18 protein-coding genes are annotated in these 20095 nt (G+C 65.4%); 10 read left to right on the forward strand and 8 right to left on the reverse strand.

Features of this window, described 5'->3' with window-relative positions; translation table 11 throughout:
* Positions 1-22: 22 nt before the first annotated feature.
* The 3 genes from QX108_RS12935 to QX108_RS12945 all read right to left on the reverse strand — a co-directional run bounded on the left by QX108_RS12935 (position 23) and on the right by QX108_RS12945 (position 3323).
* A complete protein-coding gene (locus QX108_RS12935) occupies positions 23-1039 on the reverse strand; it encodes a TRAP transporter substrate-binding protein (RefSeq protein WP_315718681.1) in 1017 nt (338 codons plus the stop codon).
* Positions 1040-1493: 454 nt separating this feature from the next.
* Positions 1494-3071, reverse strand: coding sequence for a 2-isopropylmalate synthase (locus QX108_RS12940; protein ID WP_315785364.1), 1578 nt, complete (start codon positions 3069-3071; stop codon positions 1494-1496).
* Between the two features lie 126 nt (positions 3072-3197).
* Positions 3198-3323, reverse strand: a complete 126-nt coding sequence (locus tag QX108_RS12945; protein WP_315718679.1) for a hypothetical protein — start codon at positions 3321-3323, stop codon at positions 3198-3200.
* A 987-nt stretch (positions 3324-4310) separates the two neighbouring features.
* Here QX108_RS12945 and QX108_RS12950 point away from each other — a divergent pair.
* From QX108_RS12950 to QX108_RS12975, 6 genes are all read left to right on the forward strand, one after another.
* The gene (locus QX108_RS12950; protein WP_315785368.1) at positions 4311-5048 is read left to right on the forward strand and encodes an alpha/beta hydrolase; all 738 of its coding nucleotides are present in this window, start codon (positions 4311-4313) and stop codon (positions 5046-5048) included.
* 130 nt (positions 5049-5178) lie between these two features.
* Positions 5179-6507 carry a serine hydrolase domain-containing protein gene (locus QX108_RS12955; protein WP_315785371.1) on the forward strand — a complete coding sequence of 443 codons (1329 nt, stop codon included), beginning with the start codon at positions 5179-5181 and terminating at the stop codon, positions 6505-6507.
* Between the two features lie 213 nt (positions 6508-6720).
* Positions 6721-8172 carry a HAMP domain-containing sensor histidine kinase gene (locus tag QX108_RS12960; protein ID WP_315785374.1) on the forward strand — a complete coding sequence of 484 codons (1452 nt, stop codon included), beginning with the start codon at positions 6721-6723 and terminating at the stop codon, positions 8170-8172.
* Positions 8173-8269: 97 nt separating this feature from the next.
* Positions 8270-8497, forward strand: coding sequence for a hypothetical protein (locus QX108_RS12965; RefSeq protein WP_315785377.1), 228 nt, complete (start codon positions 8270-8272; stop codon positions 8495-8497).
* Between the two features lie 43 nt (positions 8498-8540).
* A complete protein-coding gene (locus QX108_RS12970; protein WP_409998513.1) occupies positions 8541-10841 on the forward strand; it encodes a TonB-dependent siderophore receptor in 2301 nt (766 codons plus the stop codon).
* Positions 10842-10855: 14 nt separating this feature from the next.
* On the forward strand, positions 10856-12022 hold the full coding sequence (locus QX108_RS12975; protein WP_315785384.1) for a PepSY-associated TM helix domain-containing protein: 1167 nt from the start codon (positions 10856-10858) through the stop codon (positions 12020-12022).
* An 8-nt stretch (positions 12023-12030) separates the two neighbouring features.
* On the opposite strand, the gene QX108_RS12980 is transcribed toward QX108_RS12975, so the two are convergent.
* Together QX108_RS12980 and QX108_RS12985 are read right to left on the reverse strand one after the other, a co-directional pair.
* Positions 12031-12594, reverse strand: a complete 564-nt coding sequence (locus tag QX108_RS12980) for an HXXEE domain-containing protein (RefSeq protein WP_315725973.1) — start codon at positions 12592-12594, stop codon at positions 12031-12033.
* A 74-nt stretch (positions 12595-12668) separates the two neighbouring features.
* On the reverse strand, positions 12669-12896 hold the full coding sequence (locus tag QX108_RS12985) for a hypothetical protein (RefSeq protein ID WP_315725971.1): 228 nt from the start codon (positions 12894-12896) through the stop codon (positions 12669-12671).
* A gap of 125 nt (positions 12897-13021) precedes the next feature.
* Here QX108_RS12985 and QX108_RS12990 point away from each other — a divergent pair, with 125 nt between their 5' ends.
* Complete coding sequence (locus tag QX108_RS12990; protein WP_315725969.1) at positions 13022-13747, forward strand: Crp/Fnr family transcriptional regulator; 726 nt, start codon at positions 13022-13024, stop codon at positions 13745-13747.
* 10 nt (positions 13748-13757) lie between these two features.
* On the opposite strand, the gene QX108_RS12995 is transcribed toward QX108_RS12990, so the two are convergent.
* Both QX108_RS12995 and QX108_RS13000 read right to left on the reverse strand, forming a co-directional pair.
* On the reverse strand, positions 13758-14363 hold the full coding sequence (locus QX108_RS12995) for a CAP domain-containing protein (protein ID WP_315785390.1): 606 nt from the start codon (positions 14361-14363) through the stop codon (positions 13758-13760).
* 1 nt (position 14364) lies between these two features.
* Positions 14365-14685, reverse strand: a complete 321-nt coding sequence (locus QX108_RS13000; protein ID WP_315785393.1) for a YqfO family protein — start codon at positions 14683-14685, stop codon at positions 14365-14367.
* 206 nt (positions 14686-14891) lie between these two features.
* Here QX108_RS13000 and QX108_RS13005 point away from each other — a divergent pair, with 206 nt between their 5' ends.
* The 3 genes from QX108_RS13005 to QX108_RS13015 all read left to right on the forward strand — a co-directional run bounded on the left by QX108_RS13005 (position 14892) and on the right by QX108_RS13015 (position 18290).
* A complete protein-coding gene (locus QX108_RS13005; protein WP_315785396.1) occupies positions 14892-16139 on the forward strand; it encodes a multidrug effflux MFS transporter in 1248 nt (415 codons plus the stop codon).
* Between the two features lie 509 nt (positions 16140-16648).
* Positions 16649-17431: a sulfite exporter TauE/SafE family protein gene (locus QX108_RS13010; RefSeq protein WP_172131767.1), complete on the forward strand. Its 783-nt coding sequence runs from the start codon at positions 16649-16651 to the stop codon at positions 17429-17431.
* 292 nt (positions 17432-17723) lie between these two features.
* A complete protein-coding gene (locus QX108_RS13015; RefSeq protein WP_315785399.1) occupies positions 17724-18290 on the forward strand; it encodes a hypothetical protein in 567 nt (188 codons plus the stop codon).
* A 199-nt stretch (positions 18291-18489) separates the two neighbouring features.
* Here QX108_RS13015 and QX108_RS13020 read toward each other — a convergent pair whose 3' ends face one another.
* A complete protein-coding gene (locus tag QX108_RS13020) occupies positions 18490-19914 on the reverse strand; it encodes an alpha/beta hydrolase (protein ID WP_315785402.1) in 1425 nt (474 codons plus the stop codon).
* Positions 19915-20095: the final 181 nt, after the last annotated feature.

A 20095-nucleotide genomic window follows, 5' to 3' on the forward strand; every position in this document is an offset into this window, starting at 1 on the left:
CGCGCATCCTTCGCTCATGCGCTCAATTGGTCGTGCCGCGTGTCTCCTTGAGGAATTCGTCGATCAGCGGCTGGCCGACGCGCCCTGCGACGTCCTTGTAGACCGGCTGCATCGCCTTGCGCATCGCTTCGTCCTGGGCCGGCGTCAGCTTGACCAGCTCGGACTTGCCCGACTTGCGGATCTCCTCCAGCGCGTCGTCGTTCTCCTTCGCCGACTGGCCGTTGCCATACGCGGTTGCCTCCTTCATCGCCTTCTCGCAGGCGGCGCGGATGTCCGGCGGCAGACCGTCCCAGAACTTCTTGTTCACGACCACGACATAGCCGATGTAGCCGTGATTGGTGAGCGTGATGTACTTCTGCACCTCGTGCATCTTCTGCGTATAGATGTTCGAGGGCGTGTTCTCCTGGCCGTCGACGACGCCGGTCTGCAGCGCCTGATAGACTTCGGAGAACGCCATCACCTGCGGGATGGCGCCGAGCGTGCGGAACTGCGCGTCCAGCACCTTCGAGGACTGGATGCGGAACTTGAGGCCCTTGTAGTCGGCGGGATCGACCAGCTTCTTGTTGGCGCTCATCTGCTTGAAGCCGTTGTCCCAGTAGGCCAGCCCGATCATCCCCTTCGGCTCCAGCAGCTTCAGCAGCCTGGCGCCGAGCGGGCCGTCGGTGACCTTCCGCAAGGTGGCGAGGTCGGGCAGAATGTAGGGCAGATCGAACACCTCGAATTCCTTGATGCCGATCGGGCCGAACTTGGAGTTCGACGGCGCCAGCATCTGCACCGCGCCGAGCTGCAGCGCCTCGAGCTCTTCCTTGTCCTTGTAGAGCTGCGAGTTCGGATAGACTTCGACCTTGACCTTGCCGTCGGTGTACTTCTCGGCCAGCTCCTTGAACTTGTCGGCGGCGAGGCCCTTCGGCGTGTTCGAGGCCACCACGTGGCTGAACTTGATCACGATCGGATCGGCGGCCGAGGCCGGGCCGGCCAGCGCGAGCGCAGCCAGCGACGCGGCGGTGGCGATCAGATGGCGGAATTTGAACTGGTGCAAAGTGTCCTCCCGACGTTCGGGGGGCATTGCAACGACGCCCCCGCTTTGTATGCCAAGGACATTGTTAGCGGGTACGCGGCGGGAATGCCATTCACCGTTAGCAGCACGGGCGGGATTCGCGTGCTGCGATGCAGCAGCGACCGCCCCCCTTCCGCCGTCATTCCGGGGCGCGAGCAACGCGAGCGAGCCCGGAATCCATAACCACGATCGGGAGTATGGATTCCGGGCTCGCGCTCCGCGCGCCCCGGAATGACGGAGCAAAACAAGTCCAAGCGACGCTGCGATGACGAGGCCCGCCGCTTCCTGTTCGTCGGTCCAGGGCGGCCCGCAGGGCCGAACCTCAGATGCGCAATTGCGCATCGGGCAACCTCGAGATTGCGACAGCCGGTGCAAACCAAGCTCGGGATTCCGGGTTCAGCCGCCCTCGCGGCTGCCCCGGAATGACGTCTTGGGGTCAGCTCGCTGCCGCAGCCGATGCGCCAGCCCCATGCGCGACGTCGCGCTGGCGCTTCATCACCAGCTTGTTCAGCGCGCCGAGGTAGGCTTTTGCCGAAGCCACCAGCGTATCCGGATCCGCCGCGCGCGCGGTCATCGAGCGGCCGTCCTGCGACAGCCGGACCGAGACCTCGGCCTGGGCGTCGGTGCCCTCGGTCACGGCGTGGACCTGGTACAGCTCCAGCTTGGCCTCGTGCGGCACCAGCGACTTGATGCAGTTGAACACGGCATCGACCGGCCCGTTGCCCTCGCTCTCCTCGATCTTGGTCACGCCGTCGACGTCGAGCTTCATGGTGGCGCGCTGCGGGCCGCGGGTGCCGGCGATGACGCTCAAAGACAGCAGCTTGATGCGGTCATGGGCGCTCACCATGCCCTCGTCGATCAAGGCCTCGATGTCCTCGTCATAGATGTGCTTCTTGCGGTCGGCCAAAGCCTTGAAGCGGACGAAGGCGTCCTCGACCTGGTTGCCCGCCAGCTTGTGGCCCATCTCCTCCAGCTTGTGGATGAAGGCGTGGCGGCCGGAATGCTTGCCCATCACCAGCGAGGTCTGCTTCACGCCGACCGTCTCCGGCAGCATGATCTCGTAGGTCTGCGCATTCTTCAGCATGCCGTCCTGATGGATGCCGCTCTCATGCGCGAAGGCGTTACGGCCGACGATCGCCTTGTTGTACTGCACCGGGAACGAGGTCGCCGCCGACACCACCTTCGAGGCATGGGTCAGCTGCGTGGTGTCGATCTTGTTCCAGAACGGCAGCTTGTCGTTGCGCACGCGCATCGCCATCACGACCTCTTCCAGGGCCGCGTTGCCGGCGCGCTCGCCGATACCGTTGATGGTGCACTCGATCTGGCGGGCACCGGCGCGCACGCCGGCCATCGAGTTGGCGACCGCCATGCCCAGGTCGTTGTGGCAGTGGACCGAGAACACCGCCTTGTCGGAGTTCGGCACGCTCTCGCGCACGCGCTTGAACAGGTCGTAATACTCCTCCGGAACGGCGTAGCCGACGGTGTCCGGGATGTTGATGGTGGTGGCGCCTGCCTTGATCGCGGCCTCGACGCAGCGGCACAGGAAGTCGAACTCGGTGCGGGTGCCGTCCTCCGACGACCATTCGACGTCGTCGGTGTGATTGCGCGCGCGCGTCACCGAGGAGATCACCAGCTCGAACACCTGCTGCGGGTCCATCTGCAGCTTGTACTTCATGTGCACCGGCGAGGTGGACAGGAAGGTGTGGATGCGGCCGCGCTTGGCCGGGCGGATCGCTTCCGCACATCGGTCGATGTCCTTGGCGCCGGCGCGCGACAGGCCGCAGACCACCGCGTTCTGGGTGCGCTTGGCGATCTCGTTGACCGCTTCGAAGTCACCGTCGGAGGCGATCGGGAAGCCGGCCTCGATGATGTCGACGCCCATGCCGTCCAGCATGGCGGCGATGTTGAGCTTCTCCTCGAACGTCATGGTGGCGCCGGGGCACTGCTCGCCGTCGCGCAAAGTGGTGTCGAAAATGACGACGCGGTCCTTGTCGGACTGAACGGGATTGGACATTGGCTTTCCTCGAAGTCTGAAGGTGGTGCGCCTGGCTGTCAGGATCTCCAGACATTGGGCGCTGAAGGGTGTTTCGGTGTCGAAGCAGCCCCCTGAGTGCCCAGGCGCATCCCGCCCAGCCGGCCCTCAGGGGCAGCTAAGAAGCAGAAGCTCGAGCGCGCCGGTCAGGCCGCGAGCGGACAGCGAGGCGAGCGCGATCGACCGGGCGTCTGCCCCGGCGATGGCCTCGATCTCTGCGCTGCGAATCAGCATTGCCAAACCCTTTGCGAAGACACGAAAATGGTGCGGCAAAACCATTGATGGAGTGTTGCCGAAGTGCCTTCGACGGTGCTTTTACCGGGAATGAAACGGCCTCGCAACGCCGAATAAGGGTCAGAAGGGGTGACGTATTGGGGGGCTTGCGGCCTCTGGTCCTCATTCTTTTGCCTAAGGCCCAGTTCTCTTGCGCTGGGGGCCAGCGCCGCCGCCCCATCCCCCGCCGTCATACCCCGCGAAAGCGGGGTATCCAGTACGCCGCCGCCTCTCAGCCGACCATAACTGCCTCTGGAATACTGGATCGTCCGCCTGCGCGGACGATGACAGCCGTGGGTGGGGCAAACTCTCTCCGCGTCATTGCGAGCGAAGCGAAGCAATCCAGAGTCACGCACGCAGCCCTGGATTGCTTCGCTCCGCTCGCAATGACGCCGGTGTTTGACGCACGAGCTGGGCGCCCCTCTGGCCTTGATCGATTGTTCCAATCGCATCCGCACACACCTCTCCGCTCCCGCGGCACCATCGTGCCCAGGCTGATCATCAGCACCGCCCCTCGGCAATCGAGGGTGCAGGGAAGGCCGGGCGTCTGCCGACACCCGCGGCCCCCGTGCGGAAAGAAGTGCACGGGGCAGGAACCACAGGATCGGCCAGGACATCCCGGCCTTCCCTGCGCAACGGCTTTACGGCTTACTTCGTGCTCTCCCTGGGGACCGGGCTTTCTTGCCCCCATCATCCGCACTGCTGCTTCGCGCAACGGCACGAACTTGACCTCAGCATCGGGAGGCCAGGACCACACGACTTCGCCGTCCGCAAGACACCGGTCGTCCACCGGCGCCTCACGGCCATCGCTCCCCGCACTCCACGTATCGTGACGACGCGTACGCCCCTCTTCGATGAGGCGGGATGGCGTAGAGAAGCACGTTTTCTGAAAAAGGGAAAGAGAAAATTTCGCCGAATACGAAGATCGAGCATATGGTACATGACCTCATGACAAACCGCATCTTCGTCCACGGCGTGCCGGATACGCCCGCAATCTGGGGACCGCTGATCGCAGCGCTCAGCGAGACCGTGGCAGTGCCTGCCCTGCCCGGCTTCGGGGGCGATGTGCCTCCGGGCTTCGCCTGCACCAAGGACGCCTACGCCGACTGGCTTGTCGCCCTGATGGAAGCACAGCATGCGGCGTTCGGGCCGCTCGATCTGGTCGGGCATGATTGGGGCGCACTGCTGGTGCTGCGCGCGGCGTCGCTGCGGCCGGAGCTGGTGCGCTCGTGGGCGGTGGCCGGTGGCGCGCTCGATCCGGACTATCGCGGGCATCGCATCGCTCGGCTCTGGAACACGCCGGTCCTGGGCGAGGTCGTCATGGCGGTGTCGAGCCAGGGGGCGATGGCGCGGATGTTCCGGCAGAGCGGGCTGCCACCGGAGCTGGCCGCGCGTGAAGCCGCGGCATGGCGGGCGCCGATGCGCCGGGCGATCCTCGCGCTGTATCGCTCCGCCGATGGGCTGCGCTTCGGCGGCGACTGGATCGCGCGCCTCGCGCAGCTGCCGCGACGCGGGCTCGTGATCTCAGCCGCGCACGATCCCTACATGTCCTTCGATGTCCTCGGCCGCTTCGCCAGGCGTCACGACGCTACGCTGCATGTCGAGCCGGACGCCGGCCACTGGAGCATCGTCGAGCGGCCAGACAGCATCGCAGCGGCGCTGCGGGCGCATTGGAAAGCCGCCTGAGCCGGTTCCTGAAGCTCACGAAGCGCCCGGCCTCGCCGGCGCGGACGTCGCCATTGACCCAAATCAATCACGGACGGCTTCCGCACGCGCAGGCTGTTCTGACTGCCCAACAACACCAGAGGGAGGAGCCATGCGACCGTCTCTGCAGATGCAAGGGCCGTGGCGCGCCACGCTGTCATCGTTGCTGCTAGCCGCCAGCCTCACGATCCCGGCCTTCGCCGAAGGCCTGCCCAAGGTCGATCGGCCCGAAAACGTCGGGCTGTCGTCCGAGCGGCTGCAACGCCTGACCCATGCGTTCCAGGCCGACGTCGACAAGGGGCTGATCCCCGGCGCCGTGGTGCTGGTCGCGCGCAAGGGCAAGGTGGCCTATGCCAAGGCCTTCGGCTTCCAGGACCGCGAGAAGCAGGTGCCGATGAAGCTGGACGCGATCTTCCGCGTCGCCTCGATGACCAAGCCGTTCACCTCGGTCGCGGCCATGATGCTGGTCGAGGAAGGCCGGCTGCAACTGCTCGACCCGGTCTCGGTCTATCTGCCGGAGTTCAAGGGCCTGCAGGTCGGCGTCGAGAAGATCAATCAAGGCACCGGCCAGCCGGAGCTGACCTTGGAGCCGGCCCGGCGCGAGATGACCGTGCAGGACCTGATGCGGCACACGTCGGGCCTGACCTACGGCATCTTCGGCAAGTCACTGGTCAAGCAGGCCTACAACAATGCCAATCTGTTCGATCCGAGCCAGACATCGGCCGACCTGATCACGAAGCTGGCGAAGCTGCCGCTTGCGGCGCAGCCGGGCACGACATGGGACTACAGCATGTCGACCGACGTGCTCGGCCGCATCGTCGAGGTCGTCTCGGGCCAGCGGCTCGATCAGTTCATTGCCGAGCGCATCAACAAGCCGCTGGCGCTGACCGACACCGGCTTCTCCGTCGGCGGGGACAAGGCCGCACGCATCGCCGAGCCGCAAGCCGATCCCACCACCGGCAAGCGGCCGCCAATGCCCGACATGACCAGGCAGCCGAATTGGATGTCCGGCGGCGGCGGCATGGTGTCGACGGCCGCCGACTACGCCGAGTTCGCGCAGATGCTGCTCAATCGCGGCGAATGGAACGGCAAGCACCTGCTCGCGGCAAAGACCGTCACCTTCATGACATCAGATCATCTGCCGCCGGGCATCGCGTTCAGCCAAGTCACCTTGCTGGGCTTCCACCCGCAGGCGACCGCGCCGACGCCGGAGGACGGCCAGAGCTTCGGTCTCGGCTTTGCCGTCAGGACACATGCGGGGCGCAACCCGCTGCCGGGATCAGTCGGCGAATTCTATTGGACCGGGCTCTACGGCACTGCGTTCTGGGTCGACCCGGAGGAGAAGCTCATCGTCGTGCTGATGATGCAGCTGCCGCCGCCGCAGGCACCGCATTATCGCTCGCTATTGCGCAATCTGATCTACCAGGCACTGATCGAGTAGGAGCGCTCGGACTTGGCGCGAGCGGTGTCTGCCGCCGCGCCGTCGTCGCCATGCCGCGCAACGAGATTTGGAATCGTTCTAGTAACGCTCCGCGTGCTCCAAGCCGCGAATGCGATCTCCCGTCGTTTTCTCGAACAGCTCATCTCGTGTATGTCTGCCGTCCCGCCGCGCCCCGCGCGCCGCGGGGGATCGGTTTTCGATTGCGGTGGCATAATGTTGAGATTGCTGGAGCGCCTGGGGCTGCGTTTCGAGGATGCCGTCGATGAGCGGCGGTTCGTGGACCATTTCGTCCATGGCAACATCGCCTGGACGCAGATCGCGATGTTGCTCGGCGCCTTCACCTTCGCCGGCTACACGCTGTGGGACTTCGTGCTCTATCCCGAGATCGTGCCGACGACGCTCAAGATTCGCGGCGGCACCGCGCTGTTCGTGCTGCTGCCGCTGACGGCGCTGCTGTCGACCCCGGCGCGCAAATGGGCCGAACCCATTCAACTCGTCTTTTGCGTCATTCCCGGCTGCGTGCTGCCGACGATCTACTGGGTGTTGCCCTCAGGCTTCACCTACTCCGCCGCCGGCATGATCATCGTCATCCTGTTCGTGTCGACGATGCTGCCGCTGCGCATCGGCGCCCACGCGGTGTTCTGCCTCGCGAGCTGGGGCGCGCTGGCAATTGCCGAGAGCCTGGCCGCGGAGCCGCTGCCGCCGGGCCTGCGCTTCATCGATCATTCGCTGGTCGGCAATGCCTGCCTGCTCTCGCTCTATGCCGTCGGCGCGCGCGAGGTTCAGGCGCGCAAGCAGTTCCGCACCGCCGAGGCGCTGCAGCGCGAGAAGGAACGCTCCGAGGCGTCGCTGCGCGACCTGCATGCGACGCAGGCGCATCTCGTGCAGGCCGAGAAGCTCGCCTCGCTCGGCCAGCTCGTCGCCGGCGTCGGCCACGAGGTCTCGACGCCGCTCGGGCTGGCGCTGACGACGTCGACCGCGATGGAAGATGACGTCGAGGCGATCGCCCAGATGCTCGGCGGCGGTCCGGTGCGGCGCTCGGATCTGGCGCGCGGCGTCGCGCGGCTGCAGCAGGGTCTCAACCTGACCACGCAGAGCCTGCACCGCGCCTCCGAGATGGTCCACAGCTTCAAGCAGGTTGCCGTCGACCAGGCCAATGAAACGCGGCAGACGTTCGAACTGCAGAGCTGGCTGGCCGATCACATCGCCAAGCTCCGTCCGCTGCTGGCGCGCCAGGGCCTCACGGTCGCGCTGTCCTGTCCCGAAGGCGTCGTCCTCACCAGCTATCCCGGCGCGCTCGGACAAGTCATCAGCATTCTCGCCTTCAATGCGGCCACGCATGCCTATCCCGGCGACACGAGCGGCGTGTTCACGGTGGCGGTCGCGCAGCCGCTGGACCGCTCCGTGTGCATCACCTGCGCCGACAAAGGCGTCGGCATGCCCGATCACGTGCGCGGCCGGGTGTTCGATCCGTTCTTCACCACGCGCCGCGAGAAGGGCAATGCCGGCCTCGGCCTGCACATTGCCTTCAACCTCGTCGTCTCCACGCTCGGCGGCCGCATCGAGCTCGACAGCGACGTGCAGCAGGGCACGCGCATCGCGCTCGAGATTCCGCTTGTCGGCCCGAACAAGCCGGCTGAGCTGGAGCTGGCTGCGGCGCACTAGGCCGGCGGGCCGAACCGCGTCGTCACCACGCAGCGACCACGCAACTTCATCTTCCCTGCCCGTTCCGGAAAATGAAACAAGCAACGCATCATCCGCGATGATCGATGAAACGCCGCTGTTTGTTCATCGAATGCGCAGCCTGCACGATCATGCAGCGCGCGCTGATCACGATACGCGCGATGTCGCAAAGACGCCGCCGGTGGCGCAGCTTCGCGCCAATTCGAACAATGAAACACCTCATGACTTAGAGGGATTCAAACGCGCGCGCCGTGTTCTTCGCTGCACTGCATTGCTAGACCTCACGTCAACCGGCCATTCCCTTTGAATGGCGCGGCTTTGAAGTGCAGTGCCTGGAAGTGCAGTGAACGATGACGGATGTTGAAGGCCGGCGCGATACGCGCGTGAGAACCGGCATGTGTGGCGCGCTTGCGCTCGCGAGTACCTTGACAGCAGACCTCCTCTGCTTCTCTCCCGTGCAGGCCCAGACCACGCTGCCGGCGGTGACGGTCGATGCGCCCACGCAGAAGCGCAAGCCCGCGGTCGCCGCCAGCCAATCGCAGCGCCAAGCCCGCGTCGCACAGCAAAGGCGGAGCGTTCCGCCGCCGATGCCGACCCGCGCGGAGCGCGCGGCCGCGGAAGCCGTCGTCCTCAACGCCGCGAAGCTGAATTACCGCGCGATGCCGAGCCCAACCACCTTGCGCACGGGCGCCTCGCCGCTCGACACCGCGCAATCCGTCAACGTCGTGCCCTCGCAGGTCTTGAAGGACCAGTTGCCGCGCAACATCGACGATGCGCTCGCCAATATCAGCGGCGTCACCCAGGCCAACACGCTCGCCGGCACCCAGGACGCCGTGATGCGGCGCGGCTTCGGCGACAATCGCGACGGCTCGATCATGCGCAACGGCATGCCGCTGGTGCAGGGCCGCAGCCTCAATGCGGCGGTGGAGAGCGTCGAGGTGCTCAAGGGCCCGGCGTCGCTGCTGTACGGGATCATGGACCCCGGCGGCATCGTCAACACCATCGGCAAGCGCCCCGAGCTCTATCAGCACGGCTCGGTCACGCTGCTCGGCTCGGCCTATGCCAACAACAGGACCGGCGCCGACGGCATGCTCGACATCACCGGCCCGATCGGCGACGGCGGCCTCGCCTATCGCTTCATCGGCTATGGCGTCAGCGAGGACTATTGGCGCAATTTCGGCCGCCATCGCGAGATGCTGGTGGCGCCGTCGCTCGCCTGGTATGGCGACACGACGACCGTGCAGCTCAACTACGAGCACCGCGAGTTCATCACCCCGTTCGATCGCGGCACCGCCTTCGTCAACGGCGCGCCGCTGGCGATCCCCAAGACGCGGCGGCTCGACGAGCCGTTCAACAACATGTGGGGGCAGTCCGACCTGGTGCAGGCCTCGATCGAGCAGAAGCTCAACGAGGACTGGAAGCTCACCGCCGCCTACAGCTACAACACCGAGAGCTTCAGCGCCAACCAGCTGCGCATCACCAAGATCGATGCGAACGGCGTGGAGACCCGCAGCAATGACGGTACCTGGGGCTCGCTCAGCCGGGTGAGCTACGGTACCTCCTACGTGCAGGGCGGCTTCTGGATCGGCGGGATGCGCAACGAGGTGCTGTTCGGCGGCGACGCGCAATACCGCACGATCTATCGCCAGGACCTGATCCGCCAGACGGTCCCGGCCTCGCTTGCTTTCAACGTCTACAATCCGGTCTACGGCCTGATCCAGCCGGGCACGACGATCTCGGCGACGGATAGCGACCAGACCGACAAGCTCGGCACCTACTCGCTGTTCCTGCAGGACACGCTGCATCTCACCGACAAATTCGCGCTGGTCGGCGGCGTGCGCTACATGGACTATGAGCAGATCGCCGGCCGCGGCCGGCCGTTCAAGGCCAACACCGACGTCGCCGCCGACAAGGTGCTGCCGCTCGGTGGCGCCATCCTCAAGCTGAACGAGCAATTCTCGCTCTATGCCAGCTACACGCAGTCGCTGAAGCCGAACTCGACCATCGCGCCGCTCACCGGGGGCGTCGTGCTCGGCTCCAACATCGCGCCGGAGCAAGGCACGGCCTGGGAGACCGGCTTCAAGTTCGATCTCGACAAGCGGCTGTCCGGCACCGTCGCGATCTACGACATCGACAAGAGCAACGTGCTGGTGTCGCAGACCAACGCCAGCAACGTCGTGGAATACACCACCGCCGGCAAGGTGCGCTCGCGCGGCGCCGAGATCGACATCACCGGCAAGCTCTCGGACGCCTGGAGCATGATCGGCAGCTACGGCTACACCGACGCACGGGTCACCGATGATCCGACCTATCGCGGCAACCGCCTGCAGAACGTCGCGCTCAACACCGCCTCGCTGTATCTCGTCTACGATTTCGGCACCGCCGTGCCCGGCAAGCTCAGGCTCGGCGGCGGCGCGCGCTATGTCGGCGACCGCGCCGGTGACGCCGCCAACAGCTTCGTGCTGCCGTCCTACGTCGTCGCCGACGTCTTCGCGAGCTACGAGACCAGACACCAGAGCCTGCCGGTGATCTACCAGCTCAACGTCAAGAACCTGTTCGACAACGTCTACTATCCCTCTGCGGTGAGCGTGCTGAACGTCGCGGTCGGCGATGCCAGGCGGGTGTCGCTGTCGGCGACGGTGAAGTTCTAGACGAGAGGCGCCGCATGACGGCATTCCGCATCAAGCCGGCGCTGCTGCAACTTCACTCCATCGTGGGACTGGCGGCGGCGCTGATCCTCAGCCTGATGGGACTCACCGGCGCCATCATGAGCTTCGAGGACGAGATCCAGGCCGGCCTCAACGCCGCGCTGGCGCATGTCGCGCCGCGCGCGGAGGCACCGCTCGCCCCCGCCGCGCTCATCGCGCGGCTGCAGGCCGATCCGGACATCGGCAAGGTCTCGGCGATCACGCTGTCGCGCGATTCCGCGGCGGCGGTCCGCGTCCGCTTTGCGCGCAACACGGACGGCGGCCGTCCCTCCTCTGTGCTGGTCGATCCCTATGATGGCCGCGTGCTCGGTGTGCCCCGCGGCGAAGAGTTCTTCGCAACCGTGCGTCGCCTGCATCGCTGGCTGCTGCTGCCCGGCGACGGCAACGGCACCGGTCGCCAGATCACCGGGGCCGCCGTGCTCGGCCTCGTCGTGCTGCTGATCTCTGGCATCGTGCTGCGCTGGCCAAAACGCGCGGGCAGCGCAAAGCTGTGGCTCAAGCCGCAGCTCGCCCTCAGCGGCCGCGGCCTGCACCGCTCCCTGCACAGCGTCGTCGGCACCTGGCTGCTGCCGGTCTATCTGGTGATGGCGCTGACCGGCCTGTCCTATTCCTATGCGTGGTACAAAGACGGGCTAACATGGCTGCTCGCGCCGGCGGCAACGCCGATGCCGGGCAAAGCGGCGCGCGGCCGAAGCGAGGCGGACACCCAGGCGAAGCCGTTGGCGCTCGATCTAGTGGGGGCCACCTTGCGCGAGCAGGTCGGCGACCGCTTCGCCGTGATGCAGCTCACCCTGCCCGCAGGCGCCGCCACAATGGTGCGCGTGCGCACCTGGCCGAGCGAGGATCACGACGGACGCCGCGACGAATTCCGCATCGATGCGACGACGGGGCGGCTGATCTCGGCCGAGCGCTATGCCGACAAGACGATGGGCGAGCGCGTGCTCGCGCGCATCCTCGACATCCATCGCGGCAGCATCCTCGGCTGGCCGGGGCAGCTGCTCTTCATGCTCGCCGCCGCGCTGATGCCGCTGTTCGCCGTCACCGGCGTGCTGCTCTATCTGTCGCGGCGCAGGCTGCGGCGGCCAGCGCCGCCGCCGACCGTCCAGCTCGTGCCGGGCGAATAAACCGTCGCTCAGGCCGCGGCGGGCGCATGCGACGCGCGCCGGATGGCATTGACGGCGATGACGACGTGCACCAGCAGCGACAGGCCGAAGCCGAGCGCATGCTGCGCCGCCGTCGCGGGAATCGTCAGCACGGTCACGAGCCCGAGCGGAATGAACAGGACGATGCCGGTGACGAGGCCGGGATTGTAGCTGCGGAAGCGCAGCGCCGGGCCGATATGGCCGAGCGCGTTGACCAGCATCAGATATGGCGCGACCAGCGCCCAGGCGGGGCCGGCGATCCAGGCGACGTAGAGCGCGATCAGATCGATGCCCCAGACCGCGCCGCAATTGACCCAGAGGACGTCGACCGTGGTCAGCGCCTCGCGGCCGCCGAACATCACGGTGTTGACGAAGCTTCGGAAGCGATCGCCGGTGTGCTCCTCGACCTGGTGGATCATATAGCCCGGCGAATGCAGGAAGATCAGCAGCAGCGCGAGCGGCCAGTCGGCCGCCAGCAGCGGCACCAGCACCAGCAGCGCTGCGGCCATGAAACCGGCAGCGGCAACCCAGTGGCGGGTGAGAAGCTCAAGCATCCCCCATTGATGCGCGAGTCGACCGGCGTTGCCAAGCCGGGTTCCTCCGGGGAAACACCGGATCGGCAGTCGGTTTAATCGTGGCCGACGTCGCCGAGCCGCCGCGCGAGTTTCTTCAGGCTGTCCTCGGTCGGCGGCAGGCTCTGGAATTCGCGGATCGCCTGCGACAGCTCCTGATCCGACATCGGATGCGCGGGCTGCTTGAGGCGTCCCTCGGTCAGCGCCGCGGCGATGGTCTCGATATGTGGACCCGAGCCGCCGAACAGGCGGCGGAGCCGGTAGAGGAACGCGATGTGGGGCACGGCTGTTCTCCCGATGCGGCGACCGGCAACTCGCTTCCGCATCCCCTGATACCAACACTTTAGTAGGAACTGCGAGCCGCACCATCTCATTTGATACGCGAGAGGATCAACGGGCCCGATTTCCCATGGAAGCAGACAAGATCGTCGTCAACAAGCTCAAGGAGCATTCCCGGCTGTCGGCAGACGACATCGCCGAGGTGAGGAATCTGAGCTTCGTGCTACACGAGCTGGCGGACCATGAGGACCTGATCCGGCAAGGTGACGAGCCCGACCAATCCGTCGTCGTGATATCGGGCTGGGTGACGCGCTATCATCTGCTGCCCGGCGGCCAGCGGCAATATCTCTCGTTCCACATGTCGGGCGACTGGCCGGACGCCCAGGCGCTGTTCCTGGATCGCATGGACCACGCCGTCTGCGCGATCGGCCCGGCCCTGGTGGCCGGTGTTGCGCACAAGGAACTGACGCGCGCCATCACCCGGCGCCCGGCGCTGGGCTTTGCGATCTGGCGCGAGACCCTGATCGATGCGGCGATCTTCCGCGAGGCCATCACCAACAACAGCGCGCGCGGCAAGCCTGCGCGCATGGCGCATCTGTTCTGCGAGCTGTTCTATCGCGCCCGCGCGCTGGGGCTCGTTCGCGACGAGCAGCTGGAGCTGCCGGTCAGCCTGGTCCAGCTCGGCGAAGCCCTGGGGATGGCGATCGCCACCGTCAATCGCACCCTGGTCGAGCTGCGCGCCAGCCGCGCCGTCGATTTCCGCAGCGGCATGCTGACCGTCTCCAACTGGCAGCGCCTCTGCGCGATCGGCGAGTTCGATCCCGGCTATCTGCACCTGAAGAAGCAGCCGCGCTGAGATCGGGGCGTCAGATGCAAAGGCCGATCACCTTGATGTTGAGATGACACTCCTTTGACGAGGAGACCGGCGGCTTGGCGCCCCAGCGCGTCCCGGGTTTCGTCTCGGATTTGGCCTGCGCCACGACCGGCTTGCCCTTGCTCTTCGGATGGCCCTTCGGCCTGTCGGCATCGTAGTCGCCGGCAATGACCATCGCCCAATAGGTGCGCTTGCCGCTGGCGTTCTTCGCGCTGGCGATGCCGACCTTGGTCGCCTTGGGCAGCAACAGGTTCTTGCGATGGCCGGCCGAGTTGATCCACTGCCCGAGCGTCTTGTCGAAATTGTCGTAGCCATAGGCGATGTTCTCGGCGGCGCGGCCGGCCTTGGACGGTGCGACGCGCCGGGTGAAGGGACCGAGCACCTCGTGGCTGAGGTCGTCCTTGTCGGCCATCGCCCGCGCCTGCTCCATCGCGATGCGGTCGAGCGTGGCATCGCGGGTGACCCGGCCCTCGCCGTGCGTGAGGCGGAAGGCCGAGATCTGCTCGGCGGGCGCGCTGTCCTGGGCCACCGCCGCAGGGGGCGATAGCGCCATCAGCGAGGCGACCAGCGTCGCAGCAACGAGGCGAAGGACGGGCATGCTAGTCCACCGGCTCGATTCGATAGACGTCGATCGCCGGCTCCTCGTACGGATGCGCGGCACGGATCGCCTCCAGCGCCGGCCGCAGCCGGTCCTCGGCACACACGGTCTCGATGCGCTCCTCCGCGACCGTCTCGAGCCGGCCGACTGCACCGATGGTCGGATTGGCGCCGGCGAGCGGCCGGAAGCGGCCGGTGCCGGTCATGGTAAACGAACAGTAATCGTAGTTGCCGATGCGCCCGGCACCGGCCTCGCCCATGGCGCGGCGCACGGCCTCGCCATTCGCTGCGGGGACATAGACGACGATCTTGTAGGTCTTCATGCGCGTGCGGATCCGCCAGTCGATCACACGCGCGTTACCATCGCCGAAGGAATGGCGCAATTTTCACCAGCTCACGCGCGGTCACAATCGCGCCAGCCGGGCCGTTGACCAGCCATTCCGAAACGCGCCTTGTGCGTCGCAGCAAATCCGATACCTATGCTCGACGCTATCCCCCCGCTCGACCGACATCATGGAAGGCCCGCGCCTTGGCTGATACCAGTGCCGACACCATCGAAATCGTCCGCCACCAGCCGATGGCCTTCACCGAGTTCGTGATCGTGATCGCGGCGATCATGGCGCTGAACCCGCTCGCCATGGACATGATGCTGCCGGCGCTGCCGGACATCGGCTCGGCCTTCCACATCGGCAGCGCCAACCGCGTGCAGATGGTGCTGTCGGCGTTCGTGATCGGCTTCGGCTTCGGCCAGTTCGCGATCGGGCCGCTGTCCGACAGCTTCGGCCGCCGCCCGGTGCTGGTCGGCGGCATGGTGCTGTACGTCATCGCCAGCCTGCTGGCGATCGCCGCGCCTTCGTTCGAGACGCTGCTGCTGGCGCGCGCGCTGGAAGGGCTCGGCACGGCTGCGACGCGCGTGATCGCGACCTCGATCGTGCGCGACTGCTACGCCGGCCGCCGCATGGCGAGCGTGGTGTCGCTGGCCATGATGGTGTTCATCGCCATTCCCGTGGTTGCGCCGGCCTTCGGCCAGGCGGTGATGCTGCTGACGCAGTGGCGCGGCATCTTCGTCGTGCTGACCGTGTACGGCATCGTCGCGCTGCTGTGGACGATCTTCCGGCTGCCTGAGACGCTGCCGGAGAACGAGCGCAAGCCGTTTTCGGTCGCCGCGATCAGCGACGCCTTCCGTGCCACGCTGACCAACCGGCAGACGCTCGGCTATGCGCTCGCCGCCAGCGGCATTTTCGGCGCCGTGCTCGGCTACGTGCTGTCGTCGCAGCAACTGTTCACCGGATTCTACGGGCTCGGTCACTATTTCCCGCTGGCCTTTGCGGCCATCGCGGTGACCATCGCGATCGCCGGCTTTCTCAACGCCCGTCTGGTAGGCCGGCTCGGCATGCGCATGATCTCGCATGGCGCGTTGGTCGGCGCCGTCGTCATCGCGCTGGTCTGTTTCAGCGCTGCGATGCTGGGCCTGCTGCCGCTCTGGCTGTTCATGACCCTGTCGGCGGGCATGATGTTCTCGTTCGGCCTGATGTTCGCGAACTTCACCGCGCTCGCGATGGAGCCGCAACGCGCCAATGCCGGCACCGCCTCCTCGCTGTACGGCTCGATCACGACCCTGCTCGGCATGGCCGCCGGCGCCGTCGTCGGCCAGGCCTTCGACGGCACGCCGCTGCCGTTCGCGACCGGCTTTCTCGCCTGCACGGCGACCGCGCTGGTGATCGTGCTGATCACCGAGAAGGGCCGGCTGTTCCACGGTCAGGGCAAGCCGGTCTAGATCCGCAGTCTCGTTTCAGCTCGCCTCGTTGGGAGAAGGTCGGCGCATCGCGCCGGCCGAGGGATCCCGTGTTTCGGCACGGAGATTTTTGATCGGCCGCACGGGCAGGCTGCATCGCATCTGCTGTCGGCCGAAAATGAAACTGGTGGAGCGCGCAGCGCGCTGTTGTCCGACTGCATCGACTCGCACCATGCACAAATCGGCAGCTCTCTGGGACGCCGCCGCCGCGATGCCAACCTCTTCGGCGCGGCGACCTGTCATCCGCCTCGGACCTGCTGGCCTGCGGGGCAATGCCGGCTTCTGGGCCTCGGCCGGACGCAAGCGGTCGCGGGACCGATCGGCCGCTCCCGACCCGAAGCTGACATTCGCGGCTTGTGATTGGCCGAAATCCTGGGCTAGGATTTGTGCTGGCCACACGCCCTGCCGTAAGCAGGTGTGAAACTCTCCGCCGTGACGGATCACGGGCAAGTATCGTTGGCGCAGTTTTGCGCCTGATCTATCGTGATCCCATGAGAAGCAACCCCGCCGCTTTCGGCACCGGCGTCGCCATTGGTACATTGGGCGGTCTTATCGGCCTTGGTGGCGCAGAATTTCGGCTGCCTCTGCTCATCAGCCTGTTCAAATTTCGCGGTCTTGAAGCCGTGATCCTGAACAAGGCGACGAGCTTGGTCGTGGTGGCGACCGCACTGCCATTCCGGGCTCGCACCGTGCCTTTTGACGAAATTGGCGCGCACTGGCCCATCATCGTCAACTTGCTTGCGGGTAGCCTTGTTGGCGCATATGCGGGCGCTGCTTGGGCGACGCGCCTCAAATCAGAGACGCTCTACAAGATCATTGCCGCATTGCTTGTCGTGATAGCTGGCGTGCTGCTGCTCGCACACGATACCGAAGCAGGAAGCGTACCGCCTCTGACCGGCGTGTACTTGGTTGTCGCGGGCGTCGTCGCAGGCTTCGTTATTGGCGTCGTGGCGTCACTACTCGGCGTGGCCGGAGGCGAGTTTCTTATCCCGACGCTCATCCTGATGTTCGCGGCCGACGTGAAGCTGGCCGGCAGTCTTTCGCTTGCAGTGAGCCTTCCGACAATCCTGGTAGGCTTTGCACGCTACAGCCGCGACCAGAGTTTTGCAGTGCTGCACGCCAATTGGCCGTTCATGCTTGCTATGGCCGCAGGATCAGTGATCGGCACGTTCGCTGGCGGCTTGCTCCTCGGTATCGTACCAAATGCAGTTCTGCTGCCGGGTCTCGCAGCCATCTTGGTGATCTCAGCCGTGAAGGTCTGGCGACACGAATGAAGGCCGCAATATCCGGCCCCTGCACCTGAATGTCTCCTCCTGGCCCATCATCCCCGACCATCCGGTCAGCGCTGCGAACGTCCGCCTCTCAGGCTCAACCAGAAGTAAGCCGTCGGACCGCCAAAAGGCGGCTTTTGACCCGAAGCGGAAGTCGTACGAGCCTTCATTCAAAATTGAGCATTTTGCGCGTTATCCTTGGTCGCAGATCTTTATACAACCTAACGATGCTCGATGGCCAAGAGTCGCGGACCTCCAACAGAGGATGTCCGCGACATTCAACTCGGTTGAGCCTATGAAGCAGCAGAATCCTTCGATCAGACGTTCCTTGGCTCCAATGTCGCGGAGGGCTTTAATCGGAGCCGCGCTATGCGCGCCCTTGGCTGCATGTGGCCGTGAAGCCGAGCACGCGAATCAAGCGTTGTCGGCTCCGCCGGACGCTCGGGAATCCGCGCCTGAGAACCAACCGCTTCCTATTCCATCCGATCAAGCCAATTTCCAACGTCTGTGGGGCGCAGCTCGCATCAACAATCGCACCTTTCACGGACCGGCGCTGAATGAACTACCAAGGGAACTGAACAAGTGGACTGGCAAGTTGCTGGTCAGAAACATCGCTAACGGCCAGGTCGAATTGTTAGTGATCCGGATAGCGGATAACCTTGCAGTTGTTGCTTACGGCTACAAAGATAGAGTGCTGCGAGCCTATGCCGACAACTACGTTGAGTTCAGCGCAACGCAACTCGACGATTCTCTCGTATGGCGCCACTCAGATGAATTGCAGGTTGCGGGCATTTGGGCTCTTGTGAAGGTGAATCTGAATAGCATCACAACACCTCGACTTCCTAAGGGGCCCGGATGGTGATCGCGACTTCCGTCAGCGACTGCGGGACGGTGGGTTTGCGCGCGAGACCAAGCTTCCGCTTCTGGCCCATGCCGGACCTTCCAGCCGGCGCCGAGGAGGTCCGCTCTCGAGATTCGAATCGGAAGCAAGCTATCGGACTCTCGGAGGGCCGCTTTGGCTCCGAAGCGGAAGTGAGGCGGTGCCTGCGCTGCCTGCAAAGTCAGTTCCGCTTGAAAGCCTTTCCATCCGGGCCAACGGGCTCGATCCTGTTTCGGGCGTCCTCCAGATATCCGTCTGTCAGATGTGGAACGTGGAACGCCATGAAGGCCTCCGGGTGATCACGGCGACCTGCCGAGCGATAACCGACGAAGATAACGGCGTATCCGGTTTGGCGCGCGAGCTCGCTCGCAATGGTCTGCCAGTCGATCTCATCCGGGAAGCTGCCGCAGAGGCTTTCGATCGCGAACACGCCCGGCAAAGGATTCTCGTTTCGTATCCTGATCGACAGACCGGGCCGCTGCTCGACAACGGTCTTGATGCTGACTTCCAGAGTGGCGCGGTCCATGTCCAGCAAGGCACCAACGAGGCTCAGGACGGCCTCTCGCAGCCCGTCAGGATCCTTGAAGTCGTCGATCTCGAAACGCTTGAACAGCCCACTGCCGAGCAGATCGACTCGATCTGCGAAAATCGCGATCTCGTAGTCTCCGAACGTCAGCGTCACACAGTGCATCGGGATGATCGAGGGCCACGATATCAGCGATCCCGCAGCGCTTCGGGCCTCAAGGCCCCTGCCGCGCGCCAGTTCCGTGATCCGCTCCCCGAGTTCGGACTGCAAGTTGGTGCCAGCTTCCCCCTTCGCGTCACGGCGTCTGTCTTGCAGCGGGGGCGTGCGGATCAATTGCATATGGGTGACGAAGCCGCCGCGCTCGCCTGACGCGGCACGCTGCTCCAGGCGGCCGGTCATTTTCATGATGGCGTTCGCCATCACATCCGGCCGTAGCACTGGATCCAGATGGGTACCATGGAGCCTTGCAAACGGCCATCCTCGTCGATCGGCTTCCGCCGTTGCATGATCATAGATCGGCGAGGCCTGAATGTAGGCGGCAGGCACATGATCCCAGCCCGCGAGTTCGATGGCGTCGTCGAACCAGTCAAGCCGGAGACGTGGCAGCCCCTGCTCGAAACGGCTGAATGCCGCGCCATTGCGCTGGAAGATGTCGATGCCGACAAGGCGCGCGCGCGCCGGGTCGCCCTCAAACCATCGCGACCAGACCGGCAGCGTTCCGCGTTCGTCGGCCAGAGCTGCGATGAACGCGAGCAGAGCGGGCCTGACCGGCCGAACAAATCCATGCGTGGGCGGGATGTCACCATCGACGAGGATCAAGCCGCCCACGGCCATCTTGCTGGCCAGCTCCGCTGCCAGCGCGCATGCGGAGCTGTGCGCCACCACGATCGCGCCGCTCTGGGCATCGATGCAGGCAAGCAGGTGCTCGGTCCATGCGCGCCAGCGCGGCGGAGGCGCGCAGTGAGCCAGGACGTCCGGCACCTGTACAGAACATCCCGCTTGTCGCAGCAGTTCGGCCGTCGGCTGCCAACTGGCTGGGCGAACCGGCGGACCGGGGACGAGTATGTAGCTCGGCATCATGCCGGCAATAATAGTGTGACGTATACATACCGCAACGCCTGTGTGCGGTTAACGGAACACTTCACTACACCTGAATTCCCGACGTTTTCGCGAGCTAAAGTCTCGTCCGGATCTGACCCGTCTCGGGCGTCGCCAGCTGGCCCCGGCGAAGTTCGCTTATGACCCTGATCGGACGTACATT

The sequence above is a fragment of the Bradyrhizobium sp. SZCCHNR1002 genome, assembly GCF_032381435.1.
Lineage (GTDB): Bacteria > Pseudomonadota > Alphaproteobacteria > Rhizobiales > Xanthobacteraceae > Bradyrhizobium > Bradyrhizobium aeschynomenes.